At 41.5% G+C, this 16,144-nt stretch carries 15 protein-coding genes; 10 read left to right on the top strand and 5 right to left on the bottom strand.

Annotated features, from left to right (window positions below):
- Positions 1-32: 32 nt before the first annotated feature.
- Complete coding sequence (locus KTO63_RS23900) at positions 33-2,309, bottom strand: glycoside hydrolase family 20 protein (protein WP_217794500.1); 2,277 nt, start codon at positions 2,307-2,309, stop codon at positions 33-35.
- Positions 2,310-2,375: 66 nt separating this feature from the next.
- A complete protein-coding gene (locus KTO63_RS23905; RefSeq protein ID WP_217794501.1) occupies positions 2,376-3,335 on the bottom strand; it encodes an ion channel in 960 nt (319 codons plus the stop codon).
- A gap of 140 nt (positions 3,336-3,475) precedes the next feature.
- On the opposite strand from KTO63_RS23905, the gene bla reads away from it, so the two are divergent.
- Positions 3,476-4,216, top strand: coding sequence for a BlaB/IND/MUS family subclass B1 metallo-beta-lactamase (gene bla / locus KTO63_RS23910; protein WP_217794502.1), 741 nt, complete (start codon positions 3,476-3,478; stop codon positions 4,214-4,216).
- Positions 4,217-4,275: 59 nt separating this feature from the next.
- Here bla and KTO63_RS23915 read toward each other — a convergent pair whose 3' ends face one another.
- On the bottom strand, positions 4,276-5,109 hold the full coding sequence (locus KTO63_RS23915) for a DUF5995 family protein (protein WP_217794503.1): 834 nt from the start codon (positions 5,107-5,109) through the stop codon (positions 4,276-4,278).
- A 113-nt stretch (positions 5,110-5,222) separates the two neighbouring features.
- Between KTO63_RS23915 and KTO63_RS23920 the strand changes: the two genes are divergently transcribed.
- From KTO63_RS23920 to KTO63_RS23960, 9 genes are all read left to right on the top strand, one after another.
- On the top strand, positions 5,223-5,996 hold the full coding sequence (locus KTO63_RS23920; RefSeq protein ID WP_217794504.1) for a helix-turn-helix domain-containing protein: 774 nt from the start codon (positions 5,223-5,225) through the stop codon (positions 5,994-5,996).
- Between the two features lie 65 nt (positions 5,997-6,061).
- Positions 6,062-6,373, top strand: a complete 312-nt coding sequence (locus tag KTO63_RS23925) for an antibiotic biosynthesis monooxygenase (RefSeq protein ID WP_217794505.1) — start codon at positions 6,062-6,064, stop codon at positions 6,371-6,373.
- Between the two features lie 75 nt (positions 6,374-6,448).
- Positions 6,449-7,303, top strand: coding sequence for a bifunctional helix-turn-helix domain-containing protein/methylated-DNA--[protein]-cysteine S-methyltransferase (locus tag KTO63_RS23930; protein ID WP_217794506.1), 855 nt, complete (start codon positions 6,449-6,451; stop codon positions 7,301-7,303).
- A 179-nt stretch (positions 7,304-7,482) separates the two neighbouring features.
- Positions 7,483-7,674: an Ada metal-binding domain-containing protein gene (locus tag KTO63_RS26340; RefSeq protein WP_262902036.1), complete on the top strand. Its 192-nt coding sequence runs from the start codon at positions 7,483-7,485 to the stop codon at positions 7,672-7,674.
- Between the two features lie 85 nt (positions 7,675-7,759).
- On the top strand, positions 7,760-8,365 hold the full coding sequence (locus KTO63_RS23940; RefSeq protein WP_217794508.1) for an alpha-ketoglutarate-dependent dioxygenase AlkB family protein: 606 nt from the start codon (positions 7,760-7,762) through the stop codon (positions 8,363-8,365).
- Positions 8,366-8,567: 202 nt separating this feature from the next.
- On the top strand, positions 8,568-9,146 hold the full coding sequence (locus tag KTO63_RS23945; protein ID WP_217794509.1) for a Crp/Fnr family transcriptional regulator: 579 nt from the start codon (positions 8,568-8,570) through the stop codon (positions 9,144-9,146).
- A gap of 300 nt (positions 9,147-9,446) precedes the next feature.
- Entirely contained in the window at positions 9,447-9,755 is a 309-nt protein-coding gene (locus KTO63_RS23950) for a hypothetical protein (protein ID WP_217794510.1), read from the top strand.
- Between the two features lie 257 nt (positions 9,756-10,012).
- Complete coding sequence (locus tag KTO63_RS23955) at positions 10,013-10,951, top strand: ring-cleaving dioxygenase (protein ID WP_217794511.1); 939 nt, start codon at positions 10,013-10,015, stop codon at positions 10,949-10,951.
- A gap of 120 nt (positions 10,952-11,071) precedes the next feature.
- Positions 11,072-11,701 carry an alpha/beta hydrolase gene (locus tag KTO63_RS23960; protein WP_217794512.1) on the top strand — a complete coding sequence of 210 codons (630 nt, stop codon included), beginning with the start codon at positions 11,072-11,074 and terminating at the stop codon, positions 11,699-11,701.
- A 311-nt stretch (positions 11,702-12,012) separates the two neighbouring features.
- Here the strand turns inward: KTO63_RS23960 and KTO63_RS23965 are convergent, their stop codons facing one another.
- Both KTO63_RS23965 and KTO63_RS23970 read right to left on the bottom strand, forming a co-directional pair.
- Positions 12,013-12,696 (bottom strand): hypothetical protein, encoded by a 684-nt coding sequence (locus tag KTO63_RS23965; protein ID WP_217794513.1) that lies wholly within the window; start codon positions 12,694-12,696, stop codon positions 12,013-12,015.
- A 291-nt stretch (positions 12,697-12,987) separates the two neighbouring features.
- Positions 12,988-16,023, bottom strand: a complete 3,036-nt coding sequence (locus KTO63_RS23970) for an AsmA-like C-terminal region-containing protein (protein WP_217794514.1) — start codon at positions 16,021-16,023, stop codon at positions 12,988-12,990.
- Between the last annotated feature and the right edge of the window lie 121 nt (positions 16,024-16,144).

The raw sequence follows: 16,144 nt of genomic DNA on the forward strand, positions 1-16,144 counted from the left end.
CAGCGTTAAGCGTTAGGCATTAAGCGTTATGCTTAATCAGCCTGTATCTCGGACACAAACGTCCACGACTTATTGCCCGCGCCTTGTTTGCCCTCTTCGATCATGCCATAGTTTTTTGCCAGTACACGTATATAACGGCAATTTGTATTTGCAAAACTAACGGTGATGTTGCCCATGTTATAACTTTCGTAAACAACATTTGCTGATTGTCCAGCATCGGTGAAATTTTTTCCATCGCTGCTTACCTGTACCTGTACATATTTGGGAGGATAGATCCAGCTTGCGGGTTGATACAATATGTGAACATTTACTTTCGAAATGCTTTCTGTTTTGCCTAAGTCTATAGTTGCATCACAATCTCCCCCAAACCAGCCGAGCCATTCAGGAGAATTGATGTCTCTTTGTGCTTTCACTCCGTTTACCAATCCGGATGCTCCGCCATTGCCGCTGTATTTTGGATCGGGTATTTTGGTGATGGTAGCTTTTTTGCCTGTTGCTTTGTTGAAAGAAAAGGTTTGACGCACTTCTTTGCCAAGCGTGCCATCTGCATTTTTTACTACTGCGACCATGGTGGCGTTATCCGTTACCACGATAGGAGATTCGTACGCCGTGGCTTTGTCAACCGTTGTCTTGTCTGCGTTGTAGACTAATAATTTTCCCGTTTTGTTATTGGTGAATACTTTCCATGAGACGCCATTTCCTCCCGGGCCTGGAGTAACGGATGTTTGTATGTCGTAGTAAGCGGTGCTGTAGTTCGTTTTTTGAAAAGACAATTTCTTAAAAACATCAGGAAGTTTTTGCTCGAATTTTTTCCAATCTCTTTTAGATGCCGGGCTCCAAAGCACTTCACTTAGTGCAGCATAACGGGGAAATTCCTGGTATTCAACTTTTGAAGGATAGCCGATGTACTCTGTCCACAAATTGGCCTGCGCACCCAACACATGTTTTTGCTGCGATGCATCTAGAACAGCAGGAATAGGTTCGTAGCTGTACACTTTTTCTAACGGAATAAAACCGCCAATGGTTACAGAGTCTTCTGTTTTGGTTTGTGCGTAATCAAAGTAAACATAGGTGTTCGGCGTCATGATCACATCGTGATTTTGCTTCGCCGCATTGATACCGCCATCTTCGCCGCGCCAGCTCATTACCGTTGCGTTTGGTGCTATACCGCCTTCCAGAATTTCGTCCCAGCCGATAATTTTTTTGCCTTTGCTGTTGATGTATTTTTCCATGCGCTGCACAAAATAACTTTGTAAAGCATGCTCGTCAGCGAGGTGTTGATCTTTGATTCTTTGTTGGCATTTCGGACATTTTTTCCAGCTCGTTTTGGGGCATTCATCGCCACCCACATGCACGTATGCCGCAGGGAACAAGGGAATGACCTCATCCAAAACATCTTGCAGGAATGTAAAAACGCTGTCGTTTCCCGCGCAAAAAACATCATCAAAAACACCCCATGTCTGCTGCACTTTGTAAGGACCTCCGGTGCACCCAAGATTTGGATAAGCCGTGAGTGCTGCAGATGCGTGCCCAGGCATTTCTATTTCCGGAATGATGGTGATGTAGCGGTCAGCAGCATATTTCACCACCTCTTTGATTTGCTCTTGTGTATAAAATCCTCCGTAGTGGATGCTGTCATTTCCGGTGCCGGGATAACGGCCAATGATGGTCCCATCGCGCCATGCGCCCACTGACGTAAGTTTTGGATATTTTTTTATTTCTACGCGCCAACCCTGATCATCTGTTAAGTGCCAGTGAAAAGTATTGATCTTGTACATAGCGAGATAATCAATGTACTGTTTCACAAAATCAACATCAAAGAAGTGGCGGCAAACATCCAGCATTGCTCCACGGTAAGCAAAGCGCGGATGATCATTGATATCAACAGCCGCAATTTTCAGCGACTTTGATGCAACCGGCGGTAGCAATTGTATTAGGGTTTGTATGCCATAAAAAGTTCCTTGTGCATTATCTCCGGCGATGTACACATTCTTGTTGTTTACATTCATTACATAAGCTCCCGGAATAGGATATTCCATTTTCTCATAGTTCAGTACAATGCTGTTTTTCGCAGTGTTGCTGCCGCTTGTAACCTTCAGTTGAAAGCCATAGTATTTCTGTAAATAGGCGTTGAAAAAGGAAGCAGCATTCTCTAAGCCCGTTCCTTGCATAACGATGGTCGTAGAAGGAGTGATGGTAAAATCTGCTTTAGAAGCCTTGATTTCCGCGGGTTCGGGAATAATGCTTTGCGCATTGAGTTGTAATAAACTGATTGTCAGGATTGCTGATGCGAGAATGTTTTTCATCATGTTGGTTTTGCAATTATATCCGCACAATTTAAGTCCTTTTAAAGGCCTTAATGTAATTGAATGCCCTTATTTTTTGTTTGCCTCTGCGTAAGCGTTTAGTTTATGCATTTCAAGAATGGTCGTTTTTCCATCATCGCTTTCACGATACATCGGAACAAATTTTACGTCGAACTCAACTTCGTCATAAGTGTAAGAAGTGCGTTGCAGAACGTTTGTAGAATAGACATCGTTGAATGCTTTCACTAGCACATAGATCTCAAAATCTGAAGTCTTGAGGTCATCCAAAGTAAAACCGTAAAGGGGGCTTTGGTCGTTGATGGGATGCACCACAGTAAAATTCATTGGTAAAGAATCTGCCTGTTTTCGCTCCAGGGGAAGGTCGAAGAATTTGTAAACATTTTCACCATTCTCATTCGACAGCAAGGCAAGGCTCACTCTTACTTCCACGTTTGTAAGGGTATGGCCGTCTTTGTAACACGCAAAACGAAACATCAAGCCTGTAATATCCTGGTAAGGAGCGATCACCGCGTTGTCACTAAATGAAAGAAAGGCCCTGGGTTTGGCGAAACGGCCAAAGAACAAACCGGTAGCAATGGCAAACGAAAGAAAACCCGTCATTGCTTCAAATGCCGCAACAATATTGCTTCCGTCGCTGATGGGATTTACGCGGCCATAACCAACTGTGGTAAACGTTTCGGTACTGAAGAAAAAAATCTCCTTTATTCTTGACCATTTATCTGTGCTCATATATCCCTGCAAGCCATTGATGCCGAGCGCCAGATATAACAATGTATAAGCCAGGTTGATGGTGATGAAAAATGCAACAAGAACAATTGCAAATTTCCAGCTGGGCATATTAATGAGCAAGTGATAGACGTTAAAGCGCTTGAAAAAAGGAACGCCTTCTCTTTGCAGGTTGAAGGTGCCGTCTTTGTTGATAAAGCGACCGCCATAGTTGCTGGCATTTGTTCCAAAACCTGTATCATTATTGGTTTTGGAAAAAGGATTGAGTTTGTGTAAGGCCATAGTAAGCATTGTTGAAATTGCAATGTAATATTAGCGAAAAGGCGTGAAATGAAAACTGCGGGATGGATCGCATCCTGGTATAAGAATTGTTCCTGCTTTAAAATGTCGTTATATTGCTTTAGCCTAAACATAATAAAACCATGATGAAGAAAATTGCAGTTGTGTGCCTGGTTACCTTAATAAGTTTTTGTGGATTTTCGCAAACGAAACCCAAGCCTTTGCAAATAGAACATGTTGCGGGAAACGTGTACGTTTACACCACTTACAGTCTGTTAGGAGATACATGGTTTCCGGCAAATGCAATGTATGTGGTTACTCCGAAAGGAGTTGTGATGATTGATACGCCCTGGGATTCCACTCAGTTTCAACCGTTGCTTGACAGCATTCAAACGAAGCATCACAAAAAAGTCGTGCTGTGCATATCTACACATTTTCATGATGACCGTACCATTGGTGTTGACTTTTTGAAGGCAAAAGGCGTGAAAACATTTTGTTCCAAAACAACGCTTGATTCGTGCAAGACGAGGGGAGAGCGGCAGCCGCAATTTTATTTCATAAAAGATACATCGTTTAATGTAGGCGATTGTTCCATTCAAACTTACTACGCAGGTGCGGGTCATACAAACGACAATATTGTGATTTGGGTGCCTAAAGAAAAAGTATTGTATGGCGGGTGCCTTATCAAAAGCACCGATGCTATTGACCTTGGAAATCTTAAGGACGCCAATGTAAAAGTGTGGCCTGCAACGATGCAAAACCTTAAACGAAAATTTCCTGATCCTAGCTTTGTAATTCCTGGACACCAAGGCTGGAAAGATAAAGGATCGATTGATCACACAATTGAATTGATAAAGGAATACCGGACAGTAAAGAAAAGCTGATTGATTTTAGTTCGAGTGGTCTGGACTCCGATTAAAATACGATTTCCGCCACGTCCGTGCTATGCTGGTTTTGGTACAACTTTTTTACCGGCAACAGCTTTCGCACCCGCTTCAATATCCGACTTCGTAAAGTCTTTCTTTTTGTAAGTATACAATGCTTTAATTACTCTTGATGGGCGCTTCCATTCAAACAGATGAATGAGCCAGAGCGTGAAACGCAAAATGCCTTTTGCGCTTACGAGTCCTTCTGCAAGTTTCGTGATGGTTTTGTCGCGGTCGGCAATACAATTATTGAACACTGCGCCTTGTTTGGAAAAAAGGTCTTCCGCAAAGCACCATGCACCATCGCGTGCGTTGGCAATGCTGAATTGTATGATGATGGCGTTGTAGTTGGTTGCGTGTAGTCCCATCAATGATAGTAATGGTGATACCCGCGTTATTTCATTCATTACTTCGTAAGTCAAAGAGGCAATGATAGAATTGATAGCTGCGAAATCTTTTTGTATGGTTGGCAAAGATGCACCATTTGTAGTTTGTACAGCCGCAATGCCAAGATCAAGATTGATATGTGCATTAATGCCCAGTAACAAATGTTGCAAGACCAATGCACGGCGCTTTCCTACGGTAGTAAAGGCAATGTCCCATGAGCCCGTTGGTTTGATTTTGTTTTTCCACTGTTCATATGCAGCGAGATAGCGATTTGCAAACATTACGTCGAGTTGTTCCATTCTTGCGCCATCTTCAAATTCTCCGTTTTTAATGCCGAGTTTCACCTGGTAAGTTACTTTGTGGTACAGCGCTGCGAAATAACCTGCACGGTTGTTGGTGGTTATAGATTCTTCGATGATTGCTTCAAGGGTTGTTAAGACTTCATCAATCGTGTTTGCTTGCATATGGAGCTGAGTTTGGGTTGTTGTGTTTGTTGAACAAAATTTACAACAAATAGTTCTGATTCGCAGCACAGTTCACAAATGTGCATGCCTCAAAAAAAAGCTATATTTATACAATGAATGCCGAACGATATTCACCCTCAGCAATTTTGCAACCATTCGTAAAAACCTACATGATCATTGAAAGTGAGGGAAGCATGGTAAACCGTGTGTTGCCGGATACTTCTATTGTGATGGCATTTGTTTGTACAGGAAAGGTATCTCACGAGAATAACAATGAGGTTAAGGAATTGCAATCTGCGATGTTGACTGGCATCAGAAAAACTTCGCGGCTGATCAACTATGCTCGGAATACTTCCGTTTTGCTGGTGATCTTTAAAGATGCTGGTGCTGCTGCATTTATAAAAGAACCGCTACACATGCTTTACACTGAGAGTGTGCCACTTGATAATTTCGTTGAAAGACAATCGCTGCGGGATATCCAGGAGCAATTGGGAGAAGCGGGAAATAATGCAGAAAGGATTAGAATTGTTGAACGCTTTCTTATTGAAAGGCTGAGAAATGTTCCTGCGGAAACTATTTTGCTTGAGGCGGTAAAGCGCATACAATTTGCCAAAGGCGCCGTTAAAATAAAAGATGTGATCAAGGATCTGCCGGTGAGCGTAGATGCGTTTGAAAAAAAGTTCCGGCATATGGTAGGAGTAGGGCCCAAGCAGTTTGCAGGTATTGTAAGGCTGCGTTGCATTATTGATAATTATTCACCAGACAGCTCGCTAACCAGCGCCGCTTACGAAGGCGGATATTTTGACCAGTCTCATTTCATCAAAGATTTCAAAGCATTTACCGGGCAATCTCCTAAAGACTTTTTCAAATCGCCGCTTCATTGGTAAATCAATGATTTTTTACAATTTTTCGCTCTTTAGTGGAAATAAGTTTGCATAACAAAAACATTGTTATGCAACAGATATTTATCGACAGATTTAGCATGCCGGTTGAGGCAAAGGAAGAATTTTTTGAGCGTGTAAGAATCAATCGCGATTTAATACATTCGCTTTCAGGATTCATAAAAGATGACTTGTATGAACGCACTGATGGTAACACTTTATATGTTGTTACGACAGCTTTTTGGGAAAGTACCGCGGCTATAGAAAGCGCAAGGAACACTGTGATGGCTGAATACAAACGCCAGGGATTTAACATGCAGGAAATGTTCAGCCGTTTGAACATTACACTCGACAGGGGCATATTCACGAAGTTGGATCTGTAATGTGTAAACAACGCAAGAAACGGGTTTTTTACGGACTGTGCCGCTTGTAATTTTGAGTGATCAAAAACAAAAACTATGGAATTGCAGGAGCAGATTAATTTCAACAGAATTGCAGATGCAATCAGTTTTTATAAAGAAAATTTCAAACAGCAGCCTTCTCTTGAGGATGCAGCGGCACATGTTCATTTGAGTCCTTTTCATTTTCAAAAGATGTTTAAAGAATGGGCGGGTGTTACGCCAAAGCAGTTTTTACAATATTTAAGTGTTGAGTACGCCAAGGATATTTTAAAAGAAACAAAAGCGTCTTTGCTTGACGCAGCCTATGATACCGGACTTTCAGGAACAGGGCGGTTGCATGATCTTTTTATAAAAATAGAAGGGATGACGCCGGGCGAATTTAAAAATGGCGGAAGGGAACTTGCGATCAATTACAGTTTTGCGGAAACACCTTTTGGTGAAATGATAGTTGCGTCAACACCTAAAGGTATTTGCCACATGGCTTTTGCAGATGACGGACAAGAAGCAGCGTTCAATGAATTAAAAAATAGTTTTCCCAACGCACAGTTTACACAATTGGTAGATGCCAATCAGCAACAGGCGCTTTTTATTTTTACGCAAGACTGGAGCAAATTGTCGCAAATAAAACTACACCTGAAGGGCACGCCATTTCAATTGAAAGTATGGGACGCTCTGATTAAAGTGCCTGTGGGAGACCTGAAAACTTACTCAAGTATTGCGGACGCGATCGATGCTCCCAAAGCCTCACGGGCCGTGGGCTCTGCAATTGGCAGCAACCCCGTGGCATTTCTGATTCCCTGTCATCGTGTAATCAGAATGAACGGAGAAACAGGTGAATATCATTGGGGAAGCGCGAGGAAGAGCGCGATGATTGGATGGGAAGCGGCGCGGCGAAGGCGAATTAATAATTAATAATTAAGAATTAATATGATTTCTGTGCTGCTGATTAGAGGCTATTGTAGCATGCATTTTGCGCAAGCGAATACTCATTTTGTTTGTTACACCTATTAATTATTCTTTATTAATTATTAATTATTAATTGGAACAGCTTGATAAAACACAGCGATATTAACGATTCTAGGCTTCGCCAATTGATAAGAGCGAAGGAAATTAATTTCGGTGGAAATGCAAAGTTGAAGATCTATGGCAAGCTTAGTTGCAAGAGTGGAAAACGAATGAAAAGAGAAAATCGAGTGTTCTTTCATTCAGGTGAAGAAGCAATTTTAAGTGGCTACAGACCGTGCGGACATTGTATGAGGAAGGAGTATTTGCTTAATAAGTAGCGACTAATCGTGCTCTTCCGGCAGTCCTACATTCGCTTTAGATGTTACACCTATTAGTTATTCTTTATTAATTATTAATTGCACAATGAGCTTATTCGATAACGAAAGAATCGAAAACCTTTTGCCTTATGATGGTGAGGTAGTTTATTATGGAAGAGTAATTCCTTTAGACGAAGCAGATCTTTATCGGAACATTCTTTTACAGAATATTGATTGGAAAAATGATGAGGCGGTGATTTTTGGAAGGCACATCATTACCAAACGAAAAGCCGCGTGGTATGGCGATTCCAGTTATTCTTACACTTACTCCGGCACAACAAAGCAAGCTTTGCAGTGGACAAAAGAATTGCTTGCATTAAAAACTATTGCAGAAAATTTGACCGGTACCAAATATAACTCCTGTCTGCTCAATTTATATCACAACGGCGACGAGGGCATGGCCTGGCACAGTGATGATGAAAGTTCGCTTGGCGTAAATACGAGTATCGCCTCCTTTAGTTTTGGTGCTGAAAGAAAGTTCTCATTCAAACATAAACGCACCGGAGAATCGCATTCCGTATTGCTTGAAAATGGTAGTTTGCTTTTGATGAAAGGCGCTACGCAAACAAATTGGCTGCATAGTTTGCCTAAATCAAAAAAGGTCAGCGCCCCGAGAGTGAATCTGACTTTTAGGACCATTGTTGACCAGTGATTGCAAAATTTACCACTAAGGCACTAAGGACACTGAGCCTCACTAAGAATATAAAATAGATAACCTCTTTACAAATAATTTCGCACTCCTTAGTGAAACTTAGTGCTCTTAGTGTCTTAGTGGTAAAGATTCTGGCGCATGACTTTGTTGATTTTCATACTTCTTACATGCCACATCTCCACTTCGTCGCTATATTTGCGCCATGACCCACGACATCAGTTCCTACACATCAAAATATGTAACTGCTACAAAGGAGGAAATGGCGCTCTTCAATTCTTTATTGCAACCTAAAATTGTTCCCAAAAAAACGTTGCTTTTACAGGAAGGCGAGATATGCCGCTTCGAGGCGTACATTGAAAAGGGATGTGCGAGAACCTACTACATTAATGAAAACGGTGCCGAGGTTACGCTTCAGTTCGCGACAGAGGAATGGTGGGTGAGCGACATTGCAAGTTTTCATGACCAAAAGCCGAGTCGCATGTTTATAGAAACATTGGAAGATTGTGAGCTGCTGATATTGACTCCGGATAATAAAGAAAAACTACTTAGAGCCGCCCCGTGTTTTGAAAGAATGTTCCGCCTGATGGTGCAGCGCAATTTATCACGTTTGCAGGAGCGGCTTTTTCAGACCATTGCAAAAACAGCCGTGGAGAAATACCTTGATTTTATTGAACGCTATCCAACTATTCCCCAGCGGGTAGCACAGCATTATATTGCATCCTACCTCGGTTTTTCACCTGAGTTTTTAAGTAAGGTGAGGACGAAGCTATCGAAGAAATGATTTGCTGCCAGTGATACACTCGAATTTTTACCACTAAGTCACTAAGAGCACTAAGTTCCACTAAGGGGTGCAAAATTATTGGGCAAGAGTTTATCTATTCTGTATTCTTAGTGAAACTTAGTGTTCTGAGTGCCTTAGTGGTAAATCGTAATGCCGCACAGAAACGAATTCCATTTCTTTGTTTTCCTTAAAATTTAACCCCACCTCATTTCTTGTTCTGGTTCAATGTTTGTACCTTATTCAGGTGGGAACTTTGTAGTGTTGAAAAGTGTTCTTTATAGTGTAACCAAAATAACAATCATGAAAGAAGTAAGCATTTTATATATCTGCCGGAACGCGGACATTGTTGATACCATGGTGCGGGTTATTAATAAAACCGAAAACTGGAAGGGCGTTGGTGTGCAGACAGACGACCAGGCGATGGAAATATTCAGCGAAAATAATTTTGACATCATTCTCCTCGGATCAGGAATAGAGGATGCGAGTGAAAAAAGATTGCGTTCATATTTTACCTCCCGCTGTGAGGATGTTATTGTTATTCAGCACTATGGCGGAGGAAGCGGCTTGCTGCAAACGGAAATTTTGCAAGCGCTCAGCCAGAAGGAGTAGCCGGGAAATAGGAATTAGAAATTAGAAATTAGGAATTCTTAGTGCAACATGCAAAATTGAAATGAATTTCAAGTGTAATATCAATAGATCTAAACCGATTAAACATACTGCATTTTCATAGACTTCAACTAATGGGGAAACTTGATCCAAACTTTCTAATTCCTATTTCCTACTTCCTAATTCCTGTTTTCTTGTCCTAGTTCAATGGAAATCTTTTATCGCTGTAAGAACTTTGTGTTATCAAAAAAGGAAATTATATGACAAACAGAATCTTAGGACTACACCATATAACAGCGATAGCTGGAGATGCAAAACGCAATTTTGACTTTTATACCAAAGTATTGGGTTTACGTTTTATCAAGAAAACGGTAAACTTTGATGACCCGCAAACATATCACTTCTATTTTGGTGATTACGAAGGTAATCCCGGTACCATCCTTACTTTCTTTCCTTGGGGGAGTGCAGTAAGACAAGGTCGCAGAGGTGCGGGAATGGCCACAGAAATTGGTTATTCAGTACCAAAAGGAAGTCTTGAATGGTGGAAACAACGTTTCGAAGAAAAGAACGTTATCTATAACAATATCGCGGAAAAATTCGGTACACGTTATCTTACTTTTCTCGATCCGGATGGCTTGAAACTTGAGTTGGTGGAAACCGATGATGCGGATAACCGCAAGCCTTTCGAAACCGATGAAGTAAAAGCCAATGTTGCCACAAAAGGATTTTACAATGTAACATTAACATTGAATGACGCTAAACCAACAGCCGCAATATTGACAAATGTGTTTGACTACAAACTGATAGCGCAGGAAGGCAATCGTTACCGTTATGCAACGGATGCGATAACAACTGCAAACATCATAGATATAGTGGAATTGCCTGCTGAAAATCATGGATTGGGTGCAAACGGTACAATACACCACATCGCTTTTCGTGTAAAAGATGATGCTACACAAATGGCATTACGTGAGAAAATAGAAGCGCTTGGTTTGCACATCACACCGCAAATAGACCGTAACTATTTCCATTCATTGTACTTCAGAGAACCAGGTGGTGTGCTATTTGAAATAGCTACTGATAATCCTGGTTTTACAGTAGATGAGCCGGTAGAAGAATTGGGTAAAAACCTGAAACTACCTGTTCAGTACGAACCTCAGAGAAAGAAAATAGAAGCGCATTTAGTGCCGTTGAATTAATAACAGAATAACTGAGTAACAGAATAACTGAGTGGTTGAAACTCGAAATGCCTTTTCGAATATGAACATTCAGTTATTCAATTATTCAGTTAATCAGTTATTTTAAAAAAAGAACAAATCATGAACTATAGCGAACTCAAATACATATACCAGCCGGCGCAAAACACGGCTCAAAACACGCTTTTGCTTTTGCATGGAACTGGCGGTGATGAAAATGACCTATTGCCGGTAGCAAAATATTTCGGAGATAATTTTAATATTCTTAGTCTGCGCGGAAATGTGTCGGAAGGCGGAATGCCCAGGTTTTTCAGGCGTTTGGGAATGGGCATTTTTGATGAGAAAGATCTAGCGTACAGAACGGATGAAATGGTACATTTTATCAAGGATTTGGCCATAAAAGAAAATTTTGATGCAGGTAAAATCATAGCGTTGGGTTACTCGAATGGAGCAAATATCGCAGGTTCCACACTTTTACAGTATCCTGATTTCTTAGCTGGTGCAATATTGTACAGGCCCATGCAGCCGTTTAAAGAAATTCCTGCTACAGCAGTTAACACAACGAAAACGCCCATATTCATGAGCAATGGTACCACCGATCCAACCATTGATCCTGCGGCAACGGTACGCTATGTTGAGGTGTTGAAAAATGGCGGCTTTGATGTGACAGATTACAATTTACAGACAAGTCATGGCTTAACACAACAGGATATACAGTTGTCGGTAGAATGGTTTAAGAAGCACTTTGGATAGAAATAGCACACAGATGACGCTGATCGGACTGATTTGCACTGATTTTTTGTCTGTCGGGTGATAATATTATGAAGGTGCTCTTTTAACCGCAAAGGACGCAAAGAAGCTGGCAGCGAAATAAATAGCAGGCCTCAACGGCGCAAAGGGAGCGAAGTTTATAATGTATCTTCGTTCCCTTTCTTTTTGAAGTTTGCGTATGTCAACGCATGTTTAATATTTGTAAAATGCCTTCGTTGCCTTTGCGCACACTTCGTGTTCTCTTCGGTTAAAAAAATCAGTGCAAATCAGTCTAATCAGTGTCATCAGCGTGCTCACTGTGGGATAGCACCCATCACTGTCGGGGATTGCTCATAATCTTCATCAACTGGTTTGTCGCTGATAAAACGGAAGCAGTCTTGTGGAGTAGTTGCCCAGGCTTTCGTTTCTTCGAGTTTGTCATCAATCATTTTTCTCCACTTGGCAAATGCGTCAGGCGATTTGTCAACAAATATCTCCTTCGTGTATTCGTCATTCATTTTTGCCTGCTGGGCCTTCATGTCTCTTATAACGGTGGAGTACATGCTAAAAACAATACCGTAGCCGGGAATAGTGTCCTGGTATGATTTGAATTGTTGTCTTGCCCATCTTGCCCAAACTTCCGCGATGTCAAAATATATTTGTTGTTTGGCAATTTGCGTATTGTCGCTTGTGAGTGCATAAGAAGCTTTGATATCAAAAGCAGGTGCGATGTAGACCTTCTCCTGTTTTTTACCCCTGTCTTTCTTTTTCTTTGGCACATCTAAAATGCTCCATATGCCAATATAGGCCATAGCTTTCATATCAGAATGGAAATAAGCTACTTTGTATTTGCTGGTGCTGTCTCCCTTAAAATCAGAAAGGGAGAGGGTGGTTCCGGGTTGCCAGAAAATATGCGCACTATCCCGCGTGACGAAATTGCTTTGGGCGTGGACGGAGGTAGCAAAAGTAAGCAAGAATAACAGGGTCAACTTGGTCATGTCAAAGGTGTTCAATACTAAATATAAGTATTTCAAGGCTTTCACGCAAAGGTTTCACGCAGCGAACGCAGCGGAAAAGCGACGCAGCGGTTTATTAATTTCGCAATCGCGAATGTCAGGAAGAAATTCAAGTTGTGTAGTACCAGAAGGGGAAGGAGATTTTCAAAATTCAATAACCCGCCGCCTCGTTGCTCCGCTGCGTTCGTCGCGTGAAAAGAACGTCTTTGCGTGAAATAAAAAGACCCGCCAGCAGCGTGCCGGCGGGTCGTATAGTATGTTGAGTGATTCAGATTAACTGCCTTTCTTTTTGAAAAGATTATTGATTACGCTTTTGCCGGCGTCTTCAATTTTCTTTTTGTTGTCTTCTACGGTGTTAGGCGTAGCCGTTGTTGTGTCTTTTTTACCAAACAATTTATCAGTGATTTCTTTTTTAGCATCGTTGATCACCTGGTTTTTGATGGCATTTGCAGAATCTTTGATGGCAACCTTCGCGCTGTCGGCAGCCGCTTTGGCAAAGTTGGTCGCTTGTTGTTTCATCTCATCCGCAAGGCTGTTTGATCCGGCTGACATATCCGTTTTTAACGTAGGGTTTGTTATTGTACCACCCATGTGTACCGTCAGTGGAATTACATCGCCCACATTCACAGGAATGCCCTTTTTCGCTGCCTCTGCAGACAGGCTGTTAACAAGGTTATTTGCCGCACTTCCCATCATGCTGCGTGGAACTTTCATATTGATCGCATAGTCGATCGTTTGATCAAGGCCGTGCGTACCACCCACTTCCATATCAATATTGCTTACGTTAAACTTGAATGGTTTAACCAATACTTTGCCTGCAGCGAAATCAAAATAAGCTTTCACGTCTTTCAGCGAAACATTTTGCAGCGCGTTTATATTTAAGCTGGAGGCCAATTTATCTACCGGTGCAAATTTGCTCAACACACCTTGTAGCAATAGCAGATTGCCATTCCCCGTAAGTGTACCCAGGTTTGGCATCATGTCTTGCCCAAGGGTTCCATTCATAGTAAGTTTTGATTGCATTTTACCGGAAATGAATTTGCCAACAGGCATAATTTTTTGCACGGTGTTGAATGCATAGAATGTCTTTTGGATGTCAAGATTGTTTACATCGTAAGTAAGGCTTATCGCGGGATTCTTCTTGCTTACTTTAGTAGAGTAGCTTCCGTCGATTGCTATAGAACCATCCAATGCCTGTGTGGTCACATTCTTTAACGTTACTGTCTGATCTTTGATGATCACCGTTCCGGCGATATTGTTGTAATCAACCTTGTCATATTTTACCTGGTCTGCTTTTGCGTTCAATACAAATGAAATGTTTGCAGGAACAACAAAAGGTTCAGAAGACGCAGCAGCAGCAGTGTCTGTGGTTGGCGTTGTACCCATCCATTTGTTCAGGTCAATTTTGTCTGCAGATACATTCAATGTCCCTGCCAATGGCTCATCCTTCAATGCGTAACCAATCAGGTTATCAAACGTGCCATTTGCATTGAAATTCGTTTTCTGGAAATTTCCCGCGAGGTTATTGATCGTTACATTTTTCGGATTGAAAGTAAGTTGAGATGTTTTCAGTTCAACGCCATCAGGATAATCTTTTGATTTGTACACGATATTATTTGCTGCCAAAGTTCCTGCCATTTGAATAGCGTCGTACTGCGATTTATCGATGTATGATTTCTTTCCTTTAAAACTTATGTTGGAATTCAAATTTCCTGCGAGCGAAGTGCCCGGCTCAAATTTGTAGAACTGTGCAACATTCGCGAGGTTGAACGCAATTTTTGCAGTACCGTCAAAGTCCGGATCGGTGGCAGGATTTTTCAGTGATAAAGTAAGATCGCCATAATCTTTGCCTACTTCAACGTGTGCCGCAGGAATGTTTATCGTGGTATGATCTGGTACACCATCAGGGTTGTCAATGATGATCTTCGCACTGGTATTTTGAATCGGTTGTGGAAAATCTTTTGATGCATAGTATATTTTACTTGCGTCAATAAAACCTTTTGCGCTGAACTCACCCGGCTTTTGTTGCATGATCACAGACAGATTTCCTTTTCCTGCAACATCTGCATCCACCACACCGGAAAGTTTTGTAGAACCATCCAGTTTTACGAATTGTGTAACCTGTGAAAGATCCAATCTACCCTTGGCCGCGGCATCGATATAGCGGTCCGTCATTGGTTTCTTTAGCAGCAAACGAAAATCAAACGGCATGTTGTCCATTTCGATGTGACCTTTGGAAAGATCAACCACAGTGTTATCCGTTACACCGTCAGGGTTGTCAATTTTTACTGCAAGGTTAATGTTCTTAACCGGTTTTGGAAGGTCTGGATATTGGAAGAAACCATCCTTTACTTCAAGGTTAAGATTGTATGCAGGAATTTGTTTCGGACTGTAAGTTCCTTTTACAAAGCCGTTGAAAAGTGCGCTACCGCTGGTTTTTATTTTATTAAAATCTGTTTGGTAAATCGAAGGAATCAGCGAGAGAATCGACTTGAAGTCTGTAGAAGGCGCATCGAATTTGATGTCCATTCCATAAGTGCTGTCATTCACAAGTTGGAAGAAACCTTCTGAGCTGATCTTAAGATCGTTCAGCGCTATCTTGTCTGTTTTGAAAGTGTATTTGCTGTTTTTAGCATCTACCTGTATATCAAGGTCAATCGAAGTTTTTGTCCTGTTCAAATAAGGAACGCCGCCATAGCTGAAGTTCACTTCGTCTGCATCTGTTTTTGTAGCAAGTGTAAACAAGTCAGATGTAAAGTCCCCGCTGCCTTCGTGGTTAAGATTGGTGATCTCTGCACTCATGTTTCCCTGCTCATCTTTATAACTGATATACCCATTGTTGATGGAATACTTGTTCAGCTTCATTTTAAAAGAAGAAGGGGAGGAACTGGTGTCAACTTTGGCAGTATCTGGTTTGGTGATGTCCCAGTTTGCCTTGCCATCTTTATTTACAATGGCGTGGATGCGCGGTTCGTCAATGGTAACGGAGTAAATGTTCATTTCGTCACCTTTGATAACGCTCATGATGTTCAGCGCCAGGTCAATTCTTTTCGCGGCGATCAGCGTATCTTTTTCGAAATTTTCAACGCCGGTAATGCTCAGGTTGTCAAGCGCCACGGCCACGCGTGGAAAATGCCGGAAGAACGAAATATCTACATCCGAAAATTCTGTTTTTGCATTGAGTGTTTTGTTGATCTCCGTCTTTGCTATTTTAAGGATCTTGCCCTTAAAAATAAAAGGAGCCGCAAAGGCAACCACTATCAATACCAGCAAAACGATCCCAACGATTTTTAGCGTTTTCTTTAGCATGGATATCCGGGTTTTCTAGTTTTTAATTAATTGAATTTTAAGTAGTCGCAAAAATAAGGCACTAACGTTGCAAGTAAATGCTAATACCGCAAACATTATTACTTAAACGGACATTATTTTG

Source organism: Pinibacter aurantiacus (assembly GCF_019130065.1).
Taxonomy (GTDB): Bacteria; Bacteroidota; Bacteroidia; order Chitinophagales; family Chitinophagaceae; genus Pinibacter; species Pinibacter aurantiacus.